Source organism: Ignisphaera sp. (assembly GCA_038831005.1).
GTDB lineage: Archaea > Thermoproteota > Thermoprotei_A > Sulfolobales > Ignisphaeraceae > Ignisphaera.
This window is the reverse complement of the sequence record JAWBKZ010000003.1, coordinates 257,664-273,745: the sequence shown is the minus strand read 5'-3', so window position 1 is coordinate 273,745 and position 16,082 is coordinate 257,664. Positions and strand designations below refer to the sequence as shown.

16 protein-coding genes and 1 rRNA gene are annotated in these 16,082 nt (G+C 34.9%); 6 read left to right on the top strand and 11 right to left on the bottom strand.

Annotation, left to right across the window (positions count from 1 at the left end; all coding sequences use genetic code 11):
* Positions 1-9: 9 nt before the first annotated feature.
* The 5 genes from dnaG to QXK50_04755 form a co-directional block, all read right to left on the bottom strand.
* On the bottom strand, positions 10-1,233 hold the full coding sequence (dnaG, locus tag QXK50_04775; GenBank protein ID MEM2008476.1) for a DNA primase DnaG: 1,224 nt from the start codon (positions 1,231-1,233) through the stop codon (positions 10-12).
* A gap of 13 nt (positions 1,234-1,246) precedes the next feature.
* Positions 1,247-2,332, bottom strand: coding sequence for a tyrosine--tRNA ligase (locus QXK50_04770; protein ID MEM2008475.1), 1,086 nt, complete (start codon positions 2,330-2,332; stop codon positions 1,247-1,249).
* A 45-nt stretch (positions 2,333-2,377) separates the two neighbouring features.
* Positions 2,378-4,054, bottom strand: a complete 1,677-nt coding sequence (pheT, locus tag QXK50_04765) for a phenylalanine--tRNA ligase subunit beta (GenBank protein MEM2008474.1) — start codon at positions 4,052-4,054, stop codon at positions 2,378-2,380.
* Between the two features lie 5 nt (positions 4,055-4,059).
* On the bottom strand, positions 4,060-5,580 hold the full coding sequence (locus QXK50_04760; protein MEM2008473.1) for a phenylalanine--tRNA ligase subunit alpha: 1,521 nt from the start codon (positions 5,578-5,580) through the stop codon (positions 4,060-4,062).
* 116 nt (positions 5,581-5,696) lie between these two features.
* Complete coding sequence (locus QXK50_04755; protein MEM2008472.1) at positions 5,697-6,389, bottom strand: metal-dependent hydrolase; 693 nt, start codon at positions 6,387-6,389, stop codon at positions 5,697-5,699.
* 92 nt (positions 6,390-6,481) lie between these two features.
* On the opposite strand from QXK50_04755, the gene map reads away from it, so the two are divergent.
* The 5 genes from map to QXK50_04730 all read left to right on the top strand — a co-directional run bounded on the left by map (position 6,482) and on the right by QXK50_04730 (position 9,938).
* Positions 6,482-7,405 carry a type II methionyl aminopeptidase gene (map, locus tag QXK50_04750; GenBank protein MEM2008471.1) on the top strand — a complete coding sequence of 308 codons (924 nt, stop codon included), beginning with the start codon at positions 6,482-6,484 and terminating at the stop codon, positions 7,403-7,405.
* A 111-nt stretch (positions 7,406-7,516) separates the two neighbouring features.
* Positions 7,517-8,632 carry a DUF1512 domain-containing protein gene (locus QXK50_04745; GenBank protein ID MEM2008470.1) on the top strand — a complete coding sequence of 372 codons (1,116 nt, stop codon included), beginning with the start codon at positions 7,517-7,519 and terminating at the stop codon, positions 8,630-8,632.
* Positions 8,633-8,944, top strand: a complete 312-nt coding sequence (locus QXK50_04740) for a hypothetical protein (protein MEM2008469.1) — start codon at positions 8,633-8,635, stop codon at positions 8,942-8,944. It begins immediately after the preceding gene.
* Between the two features lie 54 nt (positions 8,945-8,998).
* Positions 8,999-9,096: ribosomal RNA gene (rrf, locus tag QXK50_04735) — 5S ribosomal RNA — on the top strand.
* A gap of 263 nt (positions 9,097-9,359) precedes the next feature.
* Positions 9,360-9,938, top strand: a complete 579-nt coding sequence (locus QXK50_04730; protein ID MEM2008468.1) for a hypothetical protein — start codon at positions 9,360-9,362, stop codon at positions 9,936-9,938.
* Positions 9,939-10,009: 71 nt separating this feature from the next.
* Here the strand turns inward: QXK50_04730 and QXK50_04725 are convergent, their stop codons facing one another.
* Entirely contained in the window at positions 10,010-10,462 is a 453-nt protein-coding gene (locus QXK50_04725) for an Lrp/AsnC family transcriptional regulator (GenBank protein MEM2008467.1), read from the bottom strand.
* 314 nt (positions 10,463-10,776) lie between these two features.
* Between QXK50_04725 and QXK50_04720 the strand changes: the two genes are divergently transcribed.
* Positions 10,777-12,039: an RsmB/NOP family class I SAM-dependent RNA methyltransferase gene (locus tag QXK50_04720; protein MEM2008466.1), complete on the top strand. Its 1,263-nt coding sequence runs from the start codon at positions 10,777-10,779 to the stop codon at positions 12,037-12,039.
* A gap of 21 nt (positions 12,040-12,060) precedes the next feature.
* Here QXK50_04720 and QXK50_04715 read toward each other — a convergent pair whose 3' ends face one another.
* The 5 genes from QXK50_04715 to QXK50_04695 form a co-directional block, all read right to left on the bottom strand.
* Positions 12,061-12,777 (bottom strand): diphthine--ammonia ligase, encoded by a 717-nt coding sequence (locus QXK50_04715; protein ID MEM2008465.1) that lies wholly within the window; start codon positions 12,775-12,777, stop codon positions 12,061-12,063.
* A gap of 24 nt (positions 12,778-12,801) precedes the next feature.
* Positions 12,802-13,776, bottom strand: a complete 975-nt coding sequence (locus QXK50_04710; protein ID MEM2008464.1) for a methionine synthase — start codon at positions 13,774-13,776, stop codon at positions 12,802-12,804.
* 145 nt (positions 13,777-13,921) lie between these two features.
* Positions 13,922-14,254, bottom strand: a complete 333-nt coding sequence (locus tag QXK50_04705; protein ID MEM2008463.1) for a hypothetical protein — start codon at positions 14,252-14,254, stop codon at positions 13,922-13,924.
* Between the two features lie 113 nt (positions 14,255-14,367).
* Positions 14,368-15,771, bottom strand: coding sequence for a glycosyltransferase 87 family protein (locus QXK50_04700; protein MEM2008462.1), 1,404 nt, complete (start codon positions 15,769-15,771; stop codon positions 14,368-14,370).
* Positions 15,772-15,815: 44 nt separating this feature from the next.
* Entirely contained in the window at positions 15,816-16,010 is a 195-nt protein-coding gene (locus QXK50_04695; GenBank protein MEM2008461.1) for a hypothetical protein, read from the bottom strand.
* Between the last annotated feature and the right edge of the window lie 72 nt (positions 16,011-16,082).

Genomic DNA, 16,082 nt, shown 5'->3' with positions numbered 1-16,082 from the left:
ATAACATGTTTATGAAAATGTTCCAAATATGTCGTTAAAAGTCATAGCCATTATGTTTTCAGGTTTTCTTAATATGTTACCCAATCTAACGCCTATAATGAGTTTGATACCCTTGCTTGAAGCAACATCAAGCAGTCTTTGCGTTATTATACCGTCAAAAACTATTGTATGCACTTTTCCATAATCTATTTGACCCAGTCTTTCAACCAAGTCTCTTACAGGTAAACGTTCTATTACATTCCATTTAGAGTCAAAAAGTATAGCCTCTAATGTTCCAACAAGTTTCCTACCTTCTTCTATTACTGCTACAGGTATTTCCATAGATATCTCTTCGGATTTCTCAATTACTTGTTGCTGAACCGTAGCTTCTTCAACTGGCTTAACTTCCTCAATAATATCCTCTGTAGACTTCTTCTCTATCTGTTCCAGAAATTGTTTAGCTGGTATAACATTCTTTAGAGCTTTAGCAATCTCTTTACCAGTAAGTTCCTCAACTTCTTTTCCTGAAGGTGCTCTAGCTATAAAATCTATGTCGGCAACCTTAAGAACATCTCTAGCTATGAGCTCTCCTCCTCTGTCACCATCGACAAATAATATAGCATTCTTTTTAGATGCCAATTTAATTATTGTTTCCGGTATCTTTGATCCATGAGCACCCTCTAGTGCTATAACGTTTCTATAGCCATACTTAAGAAGGTTTAACACATCGGCTCTTCCTTCAACTATGATAATGATATCACTTCTATCGATATCGGGCCCCGCTGGCAGTTTCTCAGGTCCGTAGAGAATCACCTCTCCTGTTCTTACATTTTCAGAGATTTTGATCAGTACCTCTTTAATGTCTGGTGCTTTTTCTAGAAAGAATTTTTTCGCTATTTCTGAAGCCCTATCCATTATTTTTTTAAGTCTTTCTGCACGAATATCGACTATGTCTATTATCTGTATCTTTGCTTGATATGGACCTACGCGTTCAACGCTTTCAAGTAATGCAGCTAGTAATGCTGTTTCTATTCTATCTAGATTTGATGGTACAAGTATTTCCCCAACAGTTTTACCATCTTGTGACTTTACTTCAACACTTATTCTTCCCAATCTTCCTTTATCCTGTAGGTCTCTGAGATCGAATTCTTCACCAAAAATACCTTCAGTATAGCCAAATATAGCTCCTATGATATCAGATTTATCTACACTACCATCAACTTCTATTTTCGCTCTTATAACATACTTTACCATCTTTATCAATCCCTTACCTAGTTATTGATCTTTCTATTTCAGTCAAGTTTTTCCAAAGCTCAAGTTCTTTTTGTAACGATTCTCTTATAGGCTTAATAATCTTTATAAGTTCTTCTGCCACAGCATTCTTTAGGTCTAGAGGATGAAGATCCCCACCAGTGTATAGTTCTTCTAGTTCTCTATATGTGTATATTTCTATTGTTCCACCATATTTAGCTTGACGCTCTATAATGAATCTCTTAGGCTCTTCAGCAAATATTATATACTTAGCTATAGCCATCACAGGGTTATCCGAAACATCGCGAGGAGGACAGTGAGCTGATCTGATTTTGATTCGGATGTTTTCATCACTATCTGTAACAAGTATTGCTTCCTCAGGTCTAGATTTACTCATTTTTACTTGAGATAATATATCGTCTACCTCACCCTCAACACCAACCATTTTCGTTGTACCTCTTAACGATGGAAGTAATGGTGTATGTATAGCTATAGTCTTCTTCAATCCCATTTTTTCAGCAATATCTCTCGCTAGCATATGTGCTTTCCTTTGATCAATTCCACCTAAAGCTATATCCAAATCCATTTCAAATATGTCTGCCACTTGCATAAACGGGTACAGTAGCTTCGAGAAATCTAGTTCTGCTTCTTCAGCTCTTCTACCCATTATAGTTAAAGCTCTCTTAGCCCTGCTCAAACTTACTCTTTTAGACATTCTCAATATCCTTTCCCAATAGCTGGATCTCTCAACAAGTTCACCAGCATATACGACATTGAACCCTGGGACCTCGATTCCTAATGTTTCTAAAACTTTGATAACATGATTAGCTGAAGCTTTAATCAATTCCATATTACCGCCTAATTTATCGTTAATCCACGCATGCCATGTAGCAACAAAAAGCGTCATTTCTATACCAGCATTTACAAGGTCCTTAAATTTGTACATCCATATAAGCCACCCAATATGCATTATGCCGCTAGGTTCAAAACCTATATAGCCTCTAAGTTTTTTGCCTGTGATTAACATTTCGCGTAACTCCTCTTCTGTTACAATTTCGACAGTGTTTCTCTTGATTATTTCTATTCTTTTATCTATATCCATGGCCTACATACCTGTTTAATCTTCTACATAATTAATTGATACCGATCATTTTAAACCTCTGATAACCTTAGCTAGCGTATCTAGTTTTAATTCTGCCATAGCTATCGGATATTCTATACCCATAGATTTGAGTATCTCAGGGTGGACTTCTCCTATAACCCCTACCTCTTTATCACCATATAATATACATCCACATCTACCATCGATAAAGGTCTTTTTCCTACAAGCTCTTATAGTCAAATTACCCTCTAGACCGAGTTCCCTTAAAACTGCATATAGATCTGCATGTATATCTTCAAACCTAATCTCGCTATCCATTACAGCTAACAATACATTAAGAGAGTTACGCCAACCTGTATAACATGTATCACACTTTTCTACTACTTCACCTATCTCAAATATTTTTACTGGTTGAGCTACATATTGTGAATCCCGCAAAACTGTAAGCATAGATGGTATTAACGAGTTCCTCAATGCATCAAGTTCCTTAGATAATGCATTCATGATTTTTAGATAAGGTTCATCAGATACGAGCTCAATAGTCTTAGATGATGATAGGGAAAGAACATTAACCTCTGTGTAGCCTAAACCTACAAGTACCTCACTTAACACTTCCGCTAAGGACTTTACATCGATTTTCCTCATTACCCTTAGCTTTACCGACTTTACTGGTTCTACAAGTTCTATACCCAAGTTATTGTATCTGAACCCTATAGCTATATCTTCTACTACGTCTACAGGATGCATTATGTCGCATCTATATGGTGGAACTAGAACTGACATCTTCTCGTTAGTTATTTCTTTGAACATATAGCCCATTTTTTGTAGAGCTTTATTACTTTCTTCTATTACTTTCCTCACCTCTAGACCCAGCCACCTTGCAACAAAGTTTATGTCAATCTCAATCTCTCTCCACTTAAGGTCTGGTGTAACTGTAGTTCTATCAGGATAGTAAATTTCGGCACCTAAAACTTCACCTCCATAGAATGACAATGCATGAACTATAACGTTTAGCACATTGATAACAGAGTTGAAATCTGTCCCTGTTACATCAATAAGTATATCTCTAGATGAAGGTTCGAGCCTGGTTATATCACTATTTATTACTGGTGGAAGCGATATAACTTCATCGCTAACAATAATGGCTGGGTGCATATTTCCATGTATCGCTATACTACCGTATAAACTTCCCTGTTCTGTTGAATTTAATACCTCTCTTATACTAATTCTTCTTTCCGAGAAAAGCGGTACCATTTCTACTCTATCTATATCGACATCTTTATACACTATAGTGTTAGACGAAACTCTAGATAAATCATGTAAGCCTATCGCAATCTTCCTTCTATGTCTACCGTACGTTATGTGTAATCTCTCCTGGAATTCTATTAAATCTTTGAGAGCTTCTTCATCTAATTCAACGTTTTTTACAGCTGCTATTCCTATATATGGTCTCCTTAATGGTGGTTCTACAAAGACTCTAAAAAATGATTTAGAATCGATAGATTTAGGTATTGTCAAACCCAGATAAAGCCTTGCTGCGTAAGCTATACCCTCAACTGAAAACATATCTATTCTATCACTCTGAACCTCTATCGCTATTGTACCATCTTCATCTACTTCTGTTTCACATTTTAGATTAAATAGTGTATCCCTTAACTTTTCTATATCATTTATTCCAATCAACCTTAGCATCCTGCTTAACGATGTTCTTACAACAGGCATAACTCTCATCCTTTAATGATCTTTATTATAGGGAACTTACGTGTAAACTCTATGTCCCTAGAGAAAAGAAGACGTATATCGTCTATACCATAAACAACCATGGCTAGTCTTTCGACACCCATACCCCATGCACCTACAGGATGTTCTACACCCAGCATTTCGAGTACTTCTGGTCTAAACATACCAGCACCAAAGATCTCAATCCATCCATATCCTGGAACATATCCGTATCCTTCAACACTAGGTTCTGTAAAGGGAAAGTATGCTGGTTTAAATTTAATCTTTTCTATACCTAGAGACATGAGTATCTGTGTCAGTAAACCCAAAAGCTTTCTAAAGTTGAAATCCTTCTCCATTATAACACCATCAAAATTCGTAAACTCTGGCGAATGTCTTGCATCCGGATTATCTCTCCTAAAGACTCTGGCTATAGAGTAAAGCCTAACTGGAGGCTCTCTATATACTGTTAATGCTCTAGCAGTTACAGCTGTGGTATGGGACCTTAATATTAGTTTAGCTGCCTTTTGATGAGACCATACATAGCCCCAACCTGTACTACCAGAATAACCACCTTTTTCATGAACTCTCTTCACTCTATCAACAATATCATTGAACATCGACAAATCGGCTGAACCATCAACCATAAGGATATCATGTATATCTCTAGAAGGATGATCTTGTGCTTGAAACAGTATGTCGAAATTCCATAGCTCAGGAATAACATAGTCGTCTCTTACCTCAACAAAACCCAAAGTCTCCATAATTTCGCTAATGAATTTTATGAATTCTTTGAAGAAATGCCTCTTACCCAAATACTTTATAGGAGGTAAGGCCGCTAGATTGTAGGATTTGATCGTATAATTTCTCCAGAGTTCTTTGACTATAACCTCATGAGTGAGCCTAGAAATTCCTTCACCATAGCTCAGAATCTCTTTCGCTTTCTCCAAAGGTATAGCTAGTTTAACAATCTTGATTTTCTTCTTATACACATTTATCAATTTCCTTTTTACAAGCTCTATAAAGATGCTGTCGTTTTCTATATCGTTAGGTAATTCTCTATCCTCTAGGAATTGTTTCAAGAGTTCGCGATGTTTCACTAAGGGTTCATAACGTACAAATCTTATTATATTCCTCTCCTTTACTATTTCTATCCATCCCCTTCTTCGGGCCCAACCCACAGCTATTGTTACTAGATCTTTACCCATAATTTCTTCCACAGAATGTATATCGATTTCTTCGCCATGCTCTCTAATAACGTTTACCAATATTTCTTCAGGTAATCCTTCTAGATATTTTCTGCCTTCATCGGTAGTCTTAGCATACATAACTTCGTTTTCTAAAATCTCGACTAAACCTTTCTCCTTCATTAATTCTGATATTGAGAATACAGTTGATATAGGTATCCCGGCCTTGCTCGCTATTTCTTCTACTGATAGTTGTTGGGATACTCTAACAAGCACTAAAAGTATTTCTAGTTCTCCTCTACTTAGCGGTTCTGTACTCAAAACAATTATACATCCCCGCATACATAGTGTACGTATCTATCAATATGAAGATCTGACGACTTAGGATTATATTTTTATCGCCAAATAATCGATATAGCACCATATCTTGCTACATCATTGATCTCGGCCTATCGATGTTAGAAACTCCATACATCATTTGGCTTTAATACTATGGGGACTACTGAGGATAATCTATCTCTTACTAATTTTGCAAATTCTTCAGGATCTGCTTTTATTAGCTCAAAAGTGTTGTAATGCATAGGTATGGCATACCTAGGTTTTATCAGTTCTACAGCTTTAACTGCCTCCTTTATGCCCATAGTGAAATGTCCACCAATAGGGAGCAAAGCTATTGTTGGTTTATAGAGTTCTCCTATAAGCACCATGTCCATAAATAAACCCGTATCTCCAGCATGATATATGGTACCTTCATCCGACATGATTACTACTCCGCTGGGGTGGGATCTTGTTGAGCTATGGGTGGCTTCCGTGAAAACTAGAACTATATCGTCTATCTTTATAGGACCGCCCATATTAGCAGCTATAGCTCTATCAACAGCTCTTGCCTCTTTTGCTATGTATTCAGCTAATTCATATAATGCCACAACTCTAGATTCTCTATACTTACTAAGTAGTTCGATGGCTTCACCCACATGGTCTCCATGATCATGTGTAACGATGATCAGATCTACCTTGCTATAATCCTTTAAGAACCCTTCAATACTTCTGTAGTGAGATAATGGATTTGTTATCCAAGGATCTATTAGCATAGTTAACCTCGATAACTCTATAACAAAAGCTGCATGACCTAACCATCTAAGTCTACCCATATAACGTCCCAAAGAGATCTATATAGATCTAGTTTTAATCTGTTTCTGTGAATCTGATAAAACTAGGTTATCTCCTCTTATTCCGATAGATGGTGAAAGACTTGGAAAATGCTGAACTAGAACTATACATACGTGCAGGAAAAATAGCCTGTACTGTTAGAAAAGATGCTGAAAAGTATGTGAGACCTGGCTTAAAGCTTATTGATATAGCTAACTTTATTGAACAAAGGATAATGGAACTCGGAGGTCAACCTGCATTTCCTGTAAATATTTCGATAGACAGCATAGCTGCTCATTACACACCAATACCTAATGATGCTACGTCAATTAACTATGGATCTGCTGTGAAAATAGATATAGGCGTCCATATAGATGGCTATATAGCTGATACAGCTACAACAATATCTTTATCGGATATGCATAGACCGCTTGTTGAAGCTACTCAACAAGCTCTCGAGAAAGCTTTAGCCGCAGTAGCTATTGGCAAGAGGTTTAGTGATATTGGCGTCATTATAGAGAAAACCATAAAGAATTACGGATTCAAGCCCATATATAACCTTAGTGGCCATAGGATTGATAGATATGATATTCATGCAGGTGAAACCATCCCTAACTTCAATGACCAATTAAACTTGGGGAAATTCCGCCCAGGAAACACATATGCTATAGAGCCATTTGCTACAAACGGTGCTGGTTTTGTTGAAGACAAAAAAAGTGTGACCATATATGCTTTGGTGTACAATCCCAAAAAAATAAGTAAGCTTAGCAACGAATCACACAAGTTCTATTCATACATATATTCACTTAGAAGGACACTTCCTTTCGCAATAAGATGGTATACAGATATTTTCTCAGAAACCTTAATCGAGAAAATACTTCAAGAGCTTGCTTTAAAGGGGCTTTTGACTAGATATCCTGTTCTAGTTGAAAGAAATTATGGAATAGTAACTCAATTCGAACATACATTAGTTATCGATAAACAAGGCAACGTAATAGTTACAACAGATCAATGCTGATTTTCTATGGTGTTTTGTATCTCATAAATGAATTAAATTTTGATAACAAACTATAGATATTTAATAACTCAGAGATAACAGAACTAGCTAGACATATTGGGGCTATACGATATGAATGCTACTGTACTACAACAGTTAGGAAGCGATAACTGGAGTATGATACTTTCAATACTATTTTATATAATGTTCTTTCTATATCTGTTCACGGATTTGCCACAGAAAGCACAATTCGTTAGATATGAGCGAGGCGTAGCCTCTAGATTATCACTAATAGAGGGACTTATTGTTGAGAGTATTAATAAAGTTAAATCGTATCTCTCTAGATTAGGTATAAAGGATAACAGTAAGTTTGTTGATACCACTCTGGAGAACTATTTCGTTATAGAGCCTGTCTCTATAGAGCCTACTGATATCATAAGGAGATTAGACCATGTCATTACGGTAAATGAGCAGAAGTTTAAAAATGATCTAGAAAAACTTGCTCCAGAACTCAGTATACATACACGAAACAATATTGCCATATCATTATCTATAGCATCAGCTCTATATACAGTATATAAAATATTGAGACACTACTATTTACTAGGTAGAAAGTACGAAAACTGGGTTCTATTAATGCAACTATACTTAATGTTACCTCAATTACTTAGAGAGCTTATACCTTACGCTAAGGCTATTGATGGTATAGTCAAAGGCATCCCCATAGGTGATAGTGTAGGTCCTTTAGTTGCATACAAACTAATTGGAAACGCATCTAGAATAGATATAGAGGATGATACCGTATATAGCGTCGTTAATATCGAGAACAGAAATGTATATGTAATTAAAGCAAAAGGACCTGGCTCTACAGTAGGACGACCAGGAAAGGCTGTTGCCAAAATAGCTGAAATGCTTTCCTATAAAGTAGCACGAATTATAACAATAGATGCAGCCCTTAAACTTGAAGGTGAAAAAACAGGTTTAGTAGCCGAAGGTGTTGGAGCAGCCATAGGAGATCCTGGACCTGAAAAAATAGAGATAGAGAGAATAGCAGTAAAATGTAATGCACCACTTGATGCCGTTATAGTAAAGATGAGTAATGATGAAGCCATTAAGCCCATAAAGCGAGAAATTATTGATGGAGTTGAAAAAGCTTACGAAATAGTTCTAGATATTATCAAAAATAGAACGAAGCCTGGAGACAACGTTATAGTTGTGGGAATAGGAAACACAGTCGGTGTATATTAAATGATGATCATACATCTACAGACAGATACACCGCTAACCCTTATACTCATAATAGCTGTCTTAGGCATGATTGTTTATATGATTCATGCTGGTTTCAGCTATATGAAGAAAAGACAGCACATATATCAAGAAGAAATTCCACACAAATTCACAACAGTAATCAAGTGTCTAAACAAAGATTATAGTGCCGAACGAGAATTTCGAGAAGGAGATTTCGTTGGAAAAATTGAGGGTTCATGTCCTAAATGTGGAAACAATATGGTAATAGACTACATATACGCATTATATACACAGAAAAAACAACAATTATAACATCATAGGCTTATTAAAGCTTATAAATCAGGACATACAAAGATGACTATAGCCCGGCCCGGCCATAGCGGCTGGGTAACACCCGGACTCGTTCGATCCCGGAAGTTAAGCCAGCCGTGTTAGGTGTGGCTGTGGCTTCCGAAAGGGGCCGTAGCCCACCTAAGCCGGGACCGGGTTACTAATTAACACAACACACCCACATTAAACCATACTTGTACAACATCATGAAAATTTCTGTATGATGTAACTTACTGAAACCGATTCCAAGGATGCTATCATTGTCAATATTTCTCCGAGTTAAGCCATGATATGTTTTAACATATCTGTTATGTTTTTACATAGTTACACTTATATAGCTTCTGAAATATCTATTAGAGCTAAGTTAGATTGTAGTAACAGTATAGAGGTATAGTTGATGAGCGATAGTAGTTCAACGCTCAAGATTGTTAATGAAACGTCACAGAATGGTATATATCTTTATGACCCCAAGAATAGCGTATGGATATTCCTAAGATCTGATGGAGATTCCTATAAACCTGATAAAAAAGGTATATATGTGCTGTATTTCGATAACGCTAAATGTTCTGCTTGTAGAAAATACGACAATATATGGTTTCCATTTGTTCAAAATAATGCCAACACAAAAAACAATTTGTATTTTGTTGTAATATTATGTAACTGGTTCGCTAGAGATTGTACGTCTAAAGCTGCGTCAGAGAGCTTTAAACATTATGATGTACATGCATCACCAACAACAATCGTGCTCTATGTTGATGAGAGTGGTGAAATAAAATACCAAGAGAAGTATGAGGGAGTTCTATATGAATTCGAACTTAAGTTAATACTAGAGAATTTTGAAGAAAGAGCTATGAAAGCTGTAAAGGGAGAGAAAGTATCTCCACCTATAGAAAAGAAAAGCAGTAGTAATGTGATAGAAGATATTGTCCTCCAGATCTTAAGATCTATATTTGAGAAAGGAGGTAAAGAGCAGTAGACAATTAAAAACAATGCTAATGTATCTGTACCATAATAAAACTCTAAAGTTCGATACAATGCTTATAAATATTAGTCTAATTTGAATAACATATCTACATCCTTTACAGTTCTGAGAATTATCGCGGGACAAACTCTCTTAACTCCTTCAATACTTGAGATTTCTTTGTGAATATACGAAATCTCGTTTTCATCTTGAGCCCATATAACAGCTATTAATGCATGATCTCCGGTTGCGAGCCATAAGCCTTTGACATAATCTTTCACCTTTAGGTAATCTACCATAGAGAACAGCTTATCTGGATCTACATCAATACCTGTAATAGATACAACTTTATATGTAAGCATTCGAGGATCAACTTCTATTGTATATCTTTTTATGACTTTATTTTCCAGTTTCTTAATCCTCTTTATTACAGCTACATCACTAAGATTGACATGCTTAGCCAACTCGGTAAAAGTTATTCTGGCATTTCGGGACAATATATTTATTATAGATAGATCTTTTTCATCTATATCTTGCATATCTTGATACCTAATTTATCTGTACTTAATCTAATGAGGTTAACTAGTTAATATACCATATTTAAGTTCTGATTTAACGAATTTTGCTATATTAAGTACTCGAGTATAAAAGTTATCGGAAAATTTATAAAATTTATCATAAATCATGTATGGAGTTTAATAGCGCATCACATCTAATCATTATTAAACTCCATATATCTGGAGCACTATATAATATCAAATACACAAGTATACTTTACGTCCATATTTGGAACATAGTATAGTTAAACCTTATATTATACTAGAAAGTTTCTAGATATCTAGAAGTGATATTGATGGGTATAAACGTTGACAATATTGTAGCCGTTATCTCAAATACTATATATTTGGTAGAAAAACAGAATCTAAATATAGATAGAGCTTTCACGTATACATGCAGAAAATATAGCTGTCATTCGCCTCAGTTTACACGTGAAGACTTGTTTAATATTGTTCATGATTTTGTTTCCCGATACATATTTCTCAGAAGTGTAGCTGAAAAGAGTGGCAGAAGAAATGTGAGTTATAGAGCTCTTGCTAAGCTTTATCTATACATAAAATTAAAGGAGCTTGGTTTAACCATACCATCAAAATTAAGCAAGGTTATGGCTAGAGATTTTGGTGAATTAGAGGATAATATAACTAGTCTAGAGCCTTGGCAACGTCTTTCGTACCCTAAGTGGATTTATTATAGACTTTTGGAAATTATGGATAAAAATGATGTAGAAGAAATGCTGGAGCACATGAATAGGAGAATAATATGGTTAAGGATAAATACACTTAAAATCAATATAGATAAAGCTCTACATCTTATAGATAGTGATGGAATAGAATTTAATGTAGACAAATCCATACCATTTATAGTACGAGTATTACGTTCACCAATACCTGTGAGAAGTTTAAAGATCGTTAAAGAAGGTGCCGCTATTATTCAAGATAAAGCTAGTGTGTTGACAGTTATAGCTATGGATCCTAAGCCTGACGACTTAATATATGATTTTGCTGCTGCGCCTGGAATAAAAACCTCCTTAATAATGCAACTGACTGAAAATAAAGCTAGAGTTGTTGCATTAGATAGATCTCCGAGAAGATTGATGTCTATGAAGGTGTTACTTAAAAAATACGGTGTTAATGTAGATAGAGTTGACTTAGCCTTAACTGATAGTAGGATCGTGACTCTCTCTAGACGTGCTGATTTAGCATTAGTTGATGCACCATGTAGCAGTAGTGGTGCTATACCAAAAGATCCTTCTATAAAGATTATGCTTATGAATCAAGACATACCTAAGAAAATGCAGTATATTCAGTTTGCTATACTCAAAAATGCCATAAAACATAGCGAAAGAATAGTATATGCTACATGCTCAATACTTCCAGAAGAAGGAGAAGAAATAATTCAAAAAATCCTCCATTTACATGATATAGAGCTAGAGAATATAACTATACCAGCATCAAGAGGATACAAAGTCTATAATATATGGAATAAAGTTTATAGAACATACCCACATATTGACGAATGTGAAGGCTTTTTTATATCGCGCATAAAATCCATAGAATAGATAAATAAATATAGTGAAAGTTTATCCAGAAATAGATAAACAGTTCGAACCTTTCTTCCCAAGCCAATATCTATGTATTTCAATGATATGTTCGAATTCTGATAAAGATTTTCTTGAACCTTCAATACATATATCGTTAGCATAATGAGGAGCTGTAACAACTAGTGTTTCAGCTTCACCTCCTTCAAATGATGGATTAAATCCATATTTCTGAGCTAATACTATAATTTTTTCAACTATAGATTTATCTACAGATACACCTAAGAAAGTTCTAGGTAACCCCATAGTCGATATCTTAGATATAATGAATACAAAGCCCTCCTCTACCAACTTTCTCATATACTCTACTTGATCTATACCCCATAGAGGTGCATAAAGCTCTAATCCAAGAGCTTCTGAAACTTTCTTAAACCTAGACAATTGATATTGACTCGCAATAGCTCCACAAATAAGTCCGTCAAAATCTATAGTATTTTTCAGCTTACTTAAAGCTTCTTTAAACTCTATGAATTCTTTATCTTTTTCTCCACTAACTTCAACTATGTACGCTCTATCTCTTAATCCCATAGCTTCTGCTTGAAGAACAGCTAGCTCAGGATATACTGTATGGAACAGCCAGCTGTCATTTCCAGCAGACTTAACCACAATAATACATCCTATATCTAGACCCTCTTGTAGAGCTCTATAAAGTGCATAGTTGCTGTCCTTACCACCCGACAATAATGCACATATCCTCATCTATCATACCAAACACAGGCTATATCATTTACTAGATGATAAATTCTTGAATTTTTTAACACCCTCTACAACTACTCGAAGCTTATTGAGAGCTATACTATATTCTTTCTCTTGATTGCCTAACATACCTTTAAATCCTCCAAAACCACAATCACCTGAAACAAGATCAATTCTATCCCCAATTTTAGTGTATATAGTTCTCAAAATATTGAAAACATCATCAACACTCTCAACATAAGGTTTCTGTGCACTTACAACACCAGGAGCAATAAATTTATCGTACTTCTCTAAGCTTTCTTTTGATACTAGATCAATATTCGATGGAGAGTCATGGAGCTCTATATTTATGTACCTAATTCTCTGAGCTTGTAGAATTATGTCTATGATCCTTGTATTTATCTTACCACATATATGTATCCCAAACTCAATACCGCTATGCACTTTAGCAACACTATCAATTACATCAATTATTTCTTCATCTCTATAGTCAAACAATATCTTCTTTCTACCTATGATATAATTAAACACAGGTTCATCAATAAATACTACATTGAATCCTAATTCAATCATATACTTAACAATATTCTTAACAAATTCTCTAAATACTCCTAAAGTTAGCTCTTTATTAGATAAACATGTTGATGCAAGACTTCTACTATCACCATCAGTAACATATATTCTAGAGGCTAGAGTGAAAACACCTGTAATAGGAGCTCTAATCCATTTAAACAAGAGGTTGTGTTTCTTAATAGTATTTACTGTGTCTTCTGCTTCATAGATAACCACATTTGTTTTAGGTATATTATCAACTCTATCTTTGACGAGATAGTAATACCCATTTCTATTATATAGATGTCCAGCAGATTCTAAGGGTTTTAGATATATGTCTATGAAACTACGTAGTTGTGGATAAGGAGGAACATCTAGACCTATGTTGTATAGATCCAGTAACACTTTCTCAATGTTTTCATGGGTATAAATTAAGGGAAAGCTCCCCACATGCGAGGTTCTAATGACTATCACCTCACTTTTTATTGAATTCTGTAGACATATTTAACCAGAGAAACACAACAAACTTAAAACTTATTGTATCAATACTAATGATTATTCGAAACAATTAAACATAAACTATAGTCACAGGATACTAGACTATATTTAGATCCTCTAACAACTTTTTAAACTCTTTAGGATCATTAAGTAACATTTCTACTATTTTTTCTTCTAGATCTAGTTTCTTGATCTTAACCAGAAGAGGACGTATAAATAGGTATTGAAGTGTGAATTTCGCTGTATAACTATCTCTATAATAATTCATCAGCAATTCAACAAGTTTTTCAGGAGAAGTGAAGAAGAGATCCAGGATCTTAATACCATAACGTTTCACAGAGAAACTATTGAGAATCTCGAAAAGACCTGGCGTTTTTGATGCTATATGTCTTCTGATGAAGGCTTTCAGCTCTTCAGCTGAAGTACTCATAATCATCACGAAAACTACTCTAATGAATTAAGGACGTAGGTGATATTTAAGCTTTTTATATTATCTATTTCATAGTATGCGCGCCACTCGTTTAGTTTACTAATTAATTCATATTAAGATTGTAATACAGCTGATGTATTATTAGGTTCTTCTATAATTGAAGTTCTGGATGTGAATTTTGTCTTGGCTACTGTATAAATGCACTCTAGCAGTATCAGTATGAGTATTACATTCCTTATCATGGCAACAATCTGCACGGGTGAGTCTGAAACATGGGGAGCGTATTCCAATTTTATATTTATACCAAGGTATTTCGAGAGCCATTGCCGTGCTTCTAAATCTTTAAAGAATAGATACATTATACCAAAATTCGCTACATCAGCTATTACTAAGAATATTAGCTGCCTCAATGGAAGGACAAGAACAGCTATAGAGGATATTAGAAGCATCATCTGAGGCGAAAACACATAGCTCAATGTTGTAGAGATTATCATTGATATAAGAGCTATAGTTAATACTTCTTTAGGATTCTTAAGGTCTATCTCAATCGAGGCTGTAATTAGCAAGAACACTATAACTAAAAACATTGCGTATATTCTGTTATAGGGGCTCCACACATTTTGTGTAATAATTGAATATATACAGTTTTCGCAGTACCAGTTATAATGATGATCTATGAAATATGTAAATCCATTGTAGGATACAATCATAATCACTAGATAGGGTAAGGCTCCTGTTATAATCAATCCAGTAGATATATCGATCAGATTTCGTTTAGGGAAATTGTTCGATCTATATTTTTGAAGGATATCGTAAATCAGTATTAATGCAAACATTATAGGGAGAAGTTTTGTTGCTATACTTAGCCCTAATAGCAAACCTGAGAGTAAGTATTTTTCGTTAAATAGATAGTAGAGAGCCATAACCATGAATGCTACTGTTATGATGTCCCAGTTGTATATCATATATATTACTGTTGATGGAAGTATAGCAAATATTATTATCCGTTTCAACGATGAATTGTATGCAGAAACTATTCTGTACATATATAACGTGGTAACAATGAAGAATAGTGCTATTATCGCTGATTGTAGAATGTAATGTTTTTCAGCCATTACTTCAGATAACCTATAGTAATCTGAACCTGTATATCTTTCAGGTAATGTCATATGTATAGATGTACATGTCGTAATAAACCACATTAAACCTATAATGGGTGGATATTCAAACTTATAGTCTCTGTAAGGAATAGGACATAACTTCTCTGATGATAGTAATTTCATTGCTGCCTCATTGTTAAACCACTTACTGTTTATTTTTTCTCCATTAGGTGTACCATCTGGGTTAACTATATCTCGAAATATTGGATTGAAAAGACCGTACACAATGTCGGTATACATAAGCCCAACATTATCAAGTGGAGGAGGATTATTTGGTATATGGAGGTAGTATGAGAGCAGTAAAACAGTTATAACTATAACAAGCACTGTTGTTATTCTTAAATACCGTAAATACATCATCCACACACCCTACCTACATAAACTCAGTACTTTGGACTATATTAGCTCTTTGATAACTTAACATATTTCTCTAACTCCAATTGCTTTATTAACTCTTTTGCTTTTTCAACAGCGTCTTCTACGGTGGTTGCAAGAACATTTACATATATCTTAGTACCTTTAATCCTGAATCTAAACCTCTTACCGACAAATCCTTCATATCTGTAAACATCTACAAGTTCTAGTTCTAATGACATAATTTCACTGACTAACCTCATTAGCTGCTTTATCTAACACCTCTAATACTATAACTTTATCTAGTCTTTAGA

Excerpts from the sequence above, each read along its gene's own strand:
- QXK50_04715 (MEM2008465.1), bottom strand. The coding sequence starts at position 12,777 with ATGAGGATATGTGCATTATTGTCGGGTGGTAAGGACAGCAACTATGCA.
- QXK50_04700 (MEM2008462.1), bottom strand. The coding sequence starts at position 15,771 with ATGTATTTACGGTATTTAAGAATAACAACAGTGCTTGTTATAGTTATA.
- QXK50_04760 (MEM2008473.1), bottom strand. The coding sequence starts at position 5,580 with ATGCGGGGATGTATAATTGTTTTGAGTACAGAACCGCTAAGTAGAGGA.
- QXK50_04730 (MEM2008468.1), top strand. The coding sequence starts at position 9,360 with ATGAGCGATAGTAGTTCAACGCTCAAGATTGTTAATGAAACGTCACAG.
- pheT (MEM2008474.1), bottom strand. The coding sequence starts at position 4,054 with ATGCCTGTTGTAAGAACATCGTTAAGCAGGATGCTAAGGTTGATTGGA.
- QXK50_04770 (MEM2008475.1), bottom strand. The coding sequence starts at position 2,332 with ATGGATATAGATAAAAGAATAGAAATAATCAAGAGAAACACTGTCGAA.
- dnaG (MEM2008476.1), bottom strand. The coding sequence starts at position 1,233 with ATGGTAAAGTATGTTATAAGAGCGAAAATAGAAGTTGATGGTAGTGTA.
- QXK50_04745 (MEM2008470.1), top strand. The coding sequence starts at position 7,517 with ATGAATGCTACTGTACTACAACAGTTAGGAAGCGATAACTGGAGTATG.
- QXK50_04720 (MEM2008466.1), top strand. The coding sequence starts at position 10,777 with ATGGGTATAAACGTTGACAATATTGTAGCCGTTATCTCAAATACTATA.
- QXK50_04695 (MEM2008461.1), bottom strand. The coding sequence starts at position 16,010 with ATGTCATTAGAACTAGAACTTGTAGATGTTTACAGATATGAAGGATTT.
- QXK50_04755 (MEM2008472.1), bottom strand. The coding sequence starts at position 6,389 with ATGGGTAGACTTAGATGGTTAGGTCATGCAGCTTTTGTTATAGAGTTA.
- QXK50_04740 (MEM2008469.1), top strand. The coding sequence starts at position 8,633 with ATGATGATCATACATCTACAGACAGATACACCGCTAACCCTTATACTC.
- QXK50_04705 (MEM2008463.1), bottom strand. The coding sequence starts at position 14,254 with ATGAGTACTTCAGCTGAAGAGCTGAAAGCCTTCATCAGAAGACATATA.
- QXK50_04725 (MEM2008467.1), bottom strand. The coding sequence starts at position 10,462 with ATGCAAGATATAGATGAAAAAGATCTATCTATAATAAATATATTGTCC.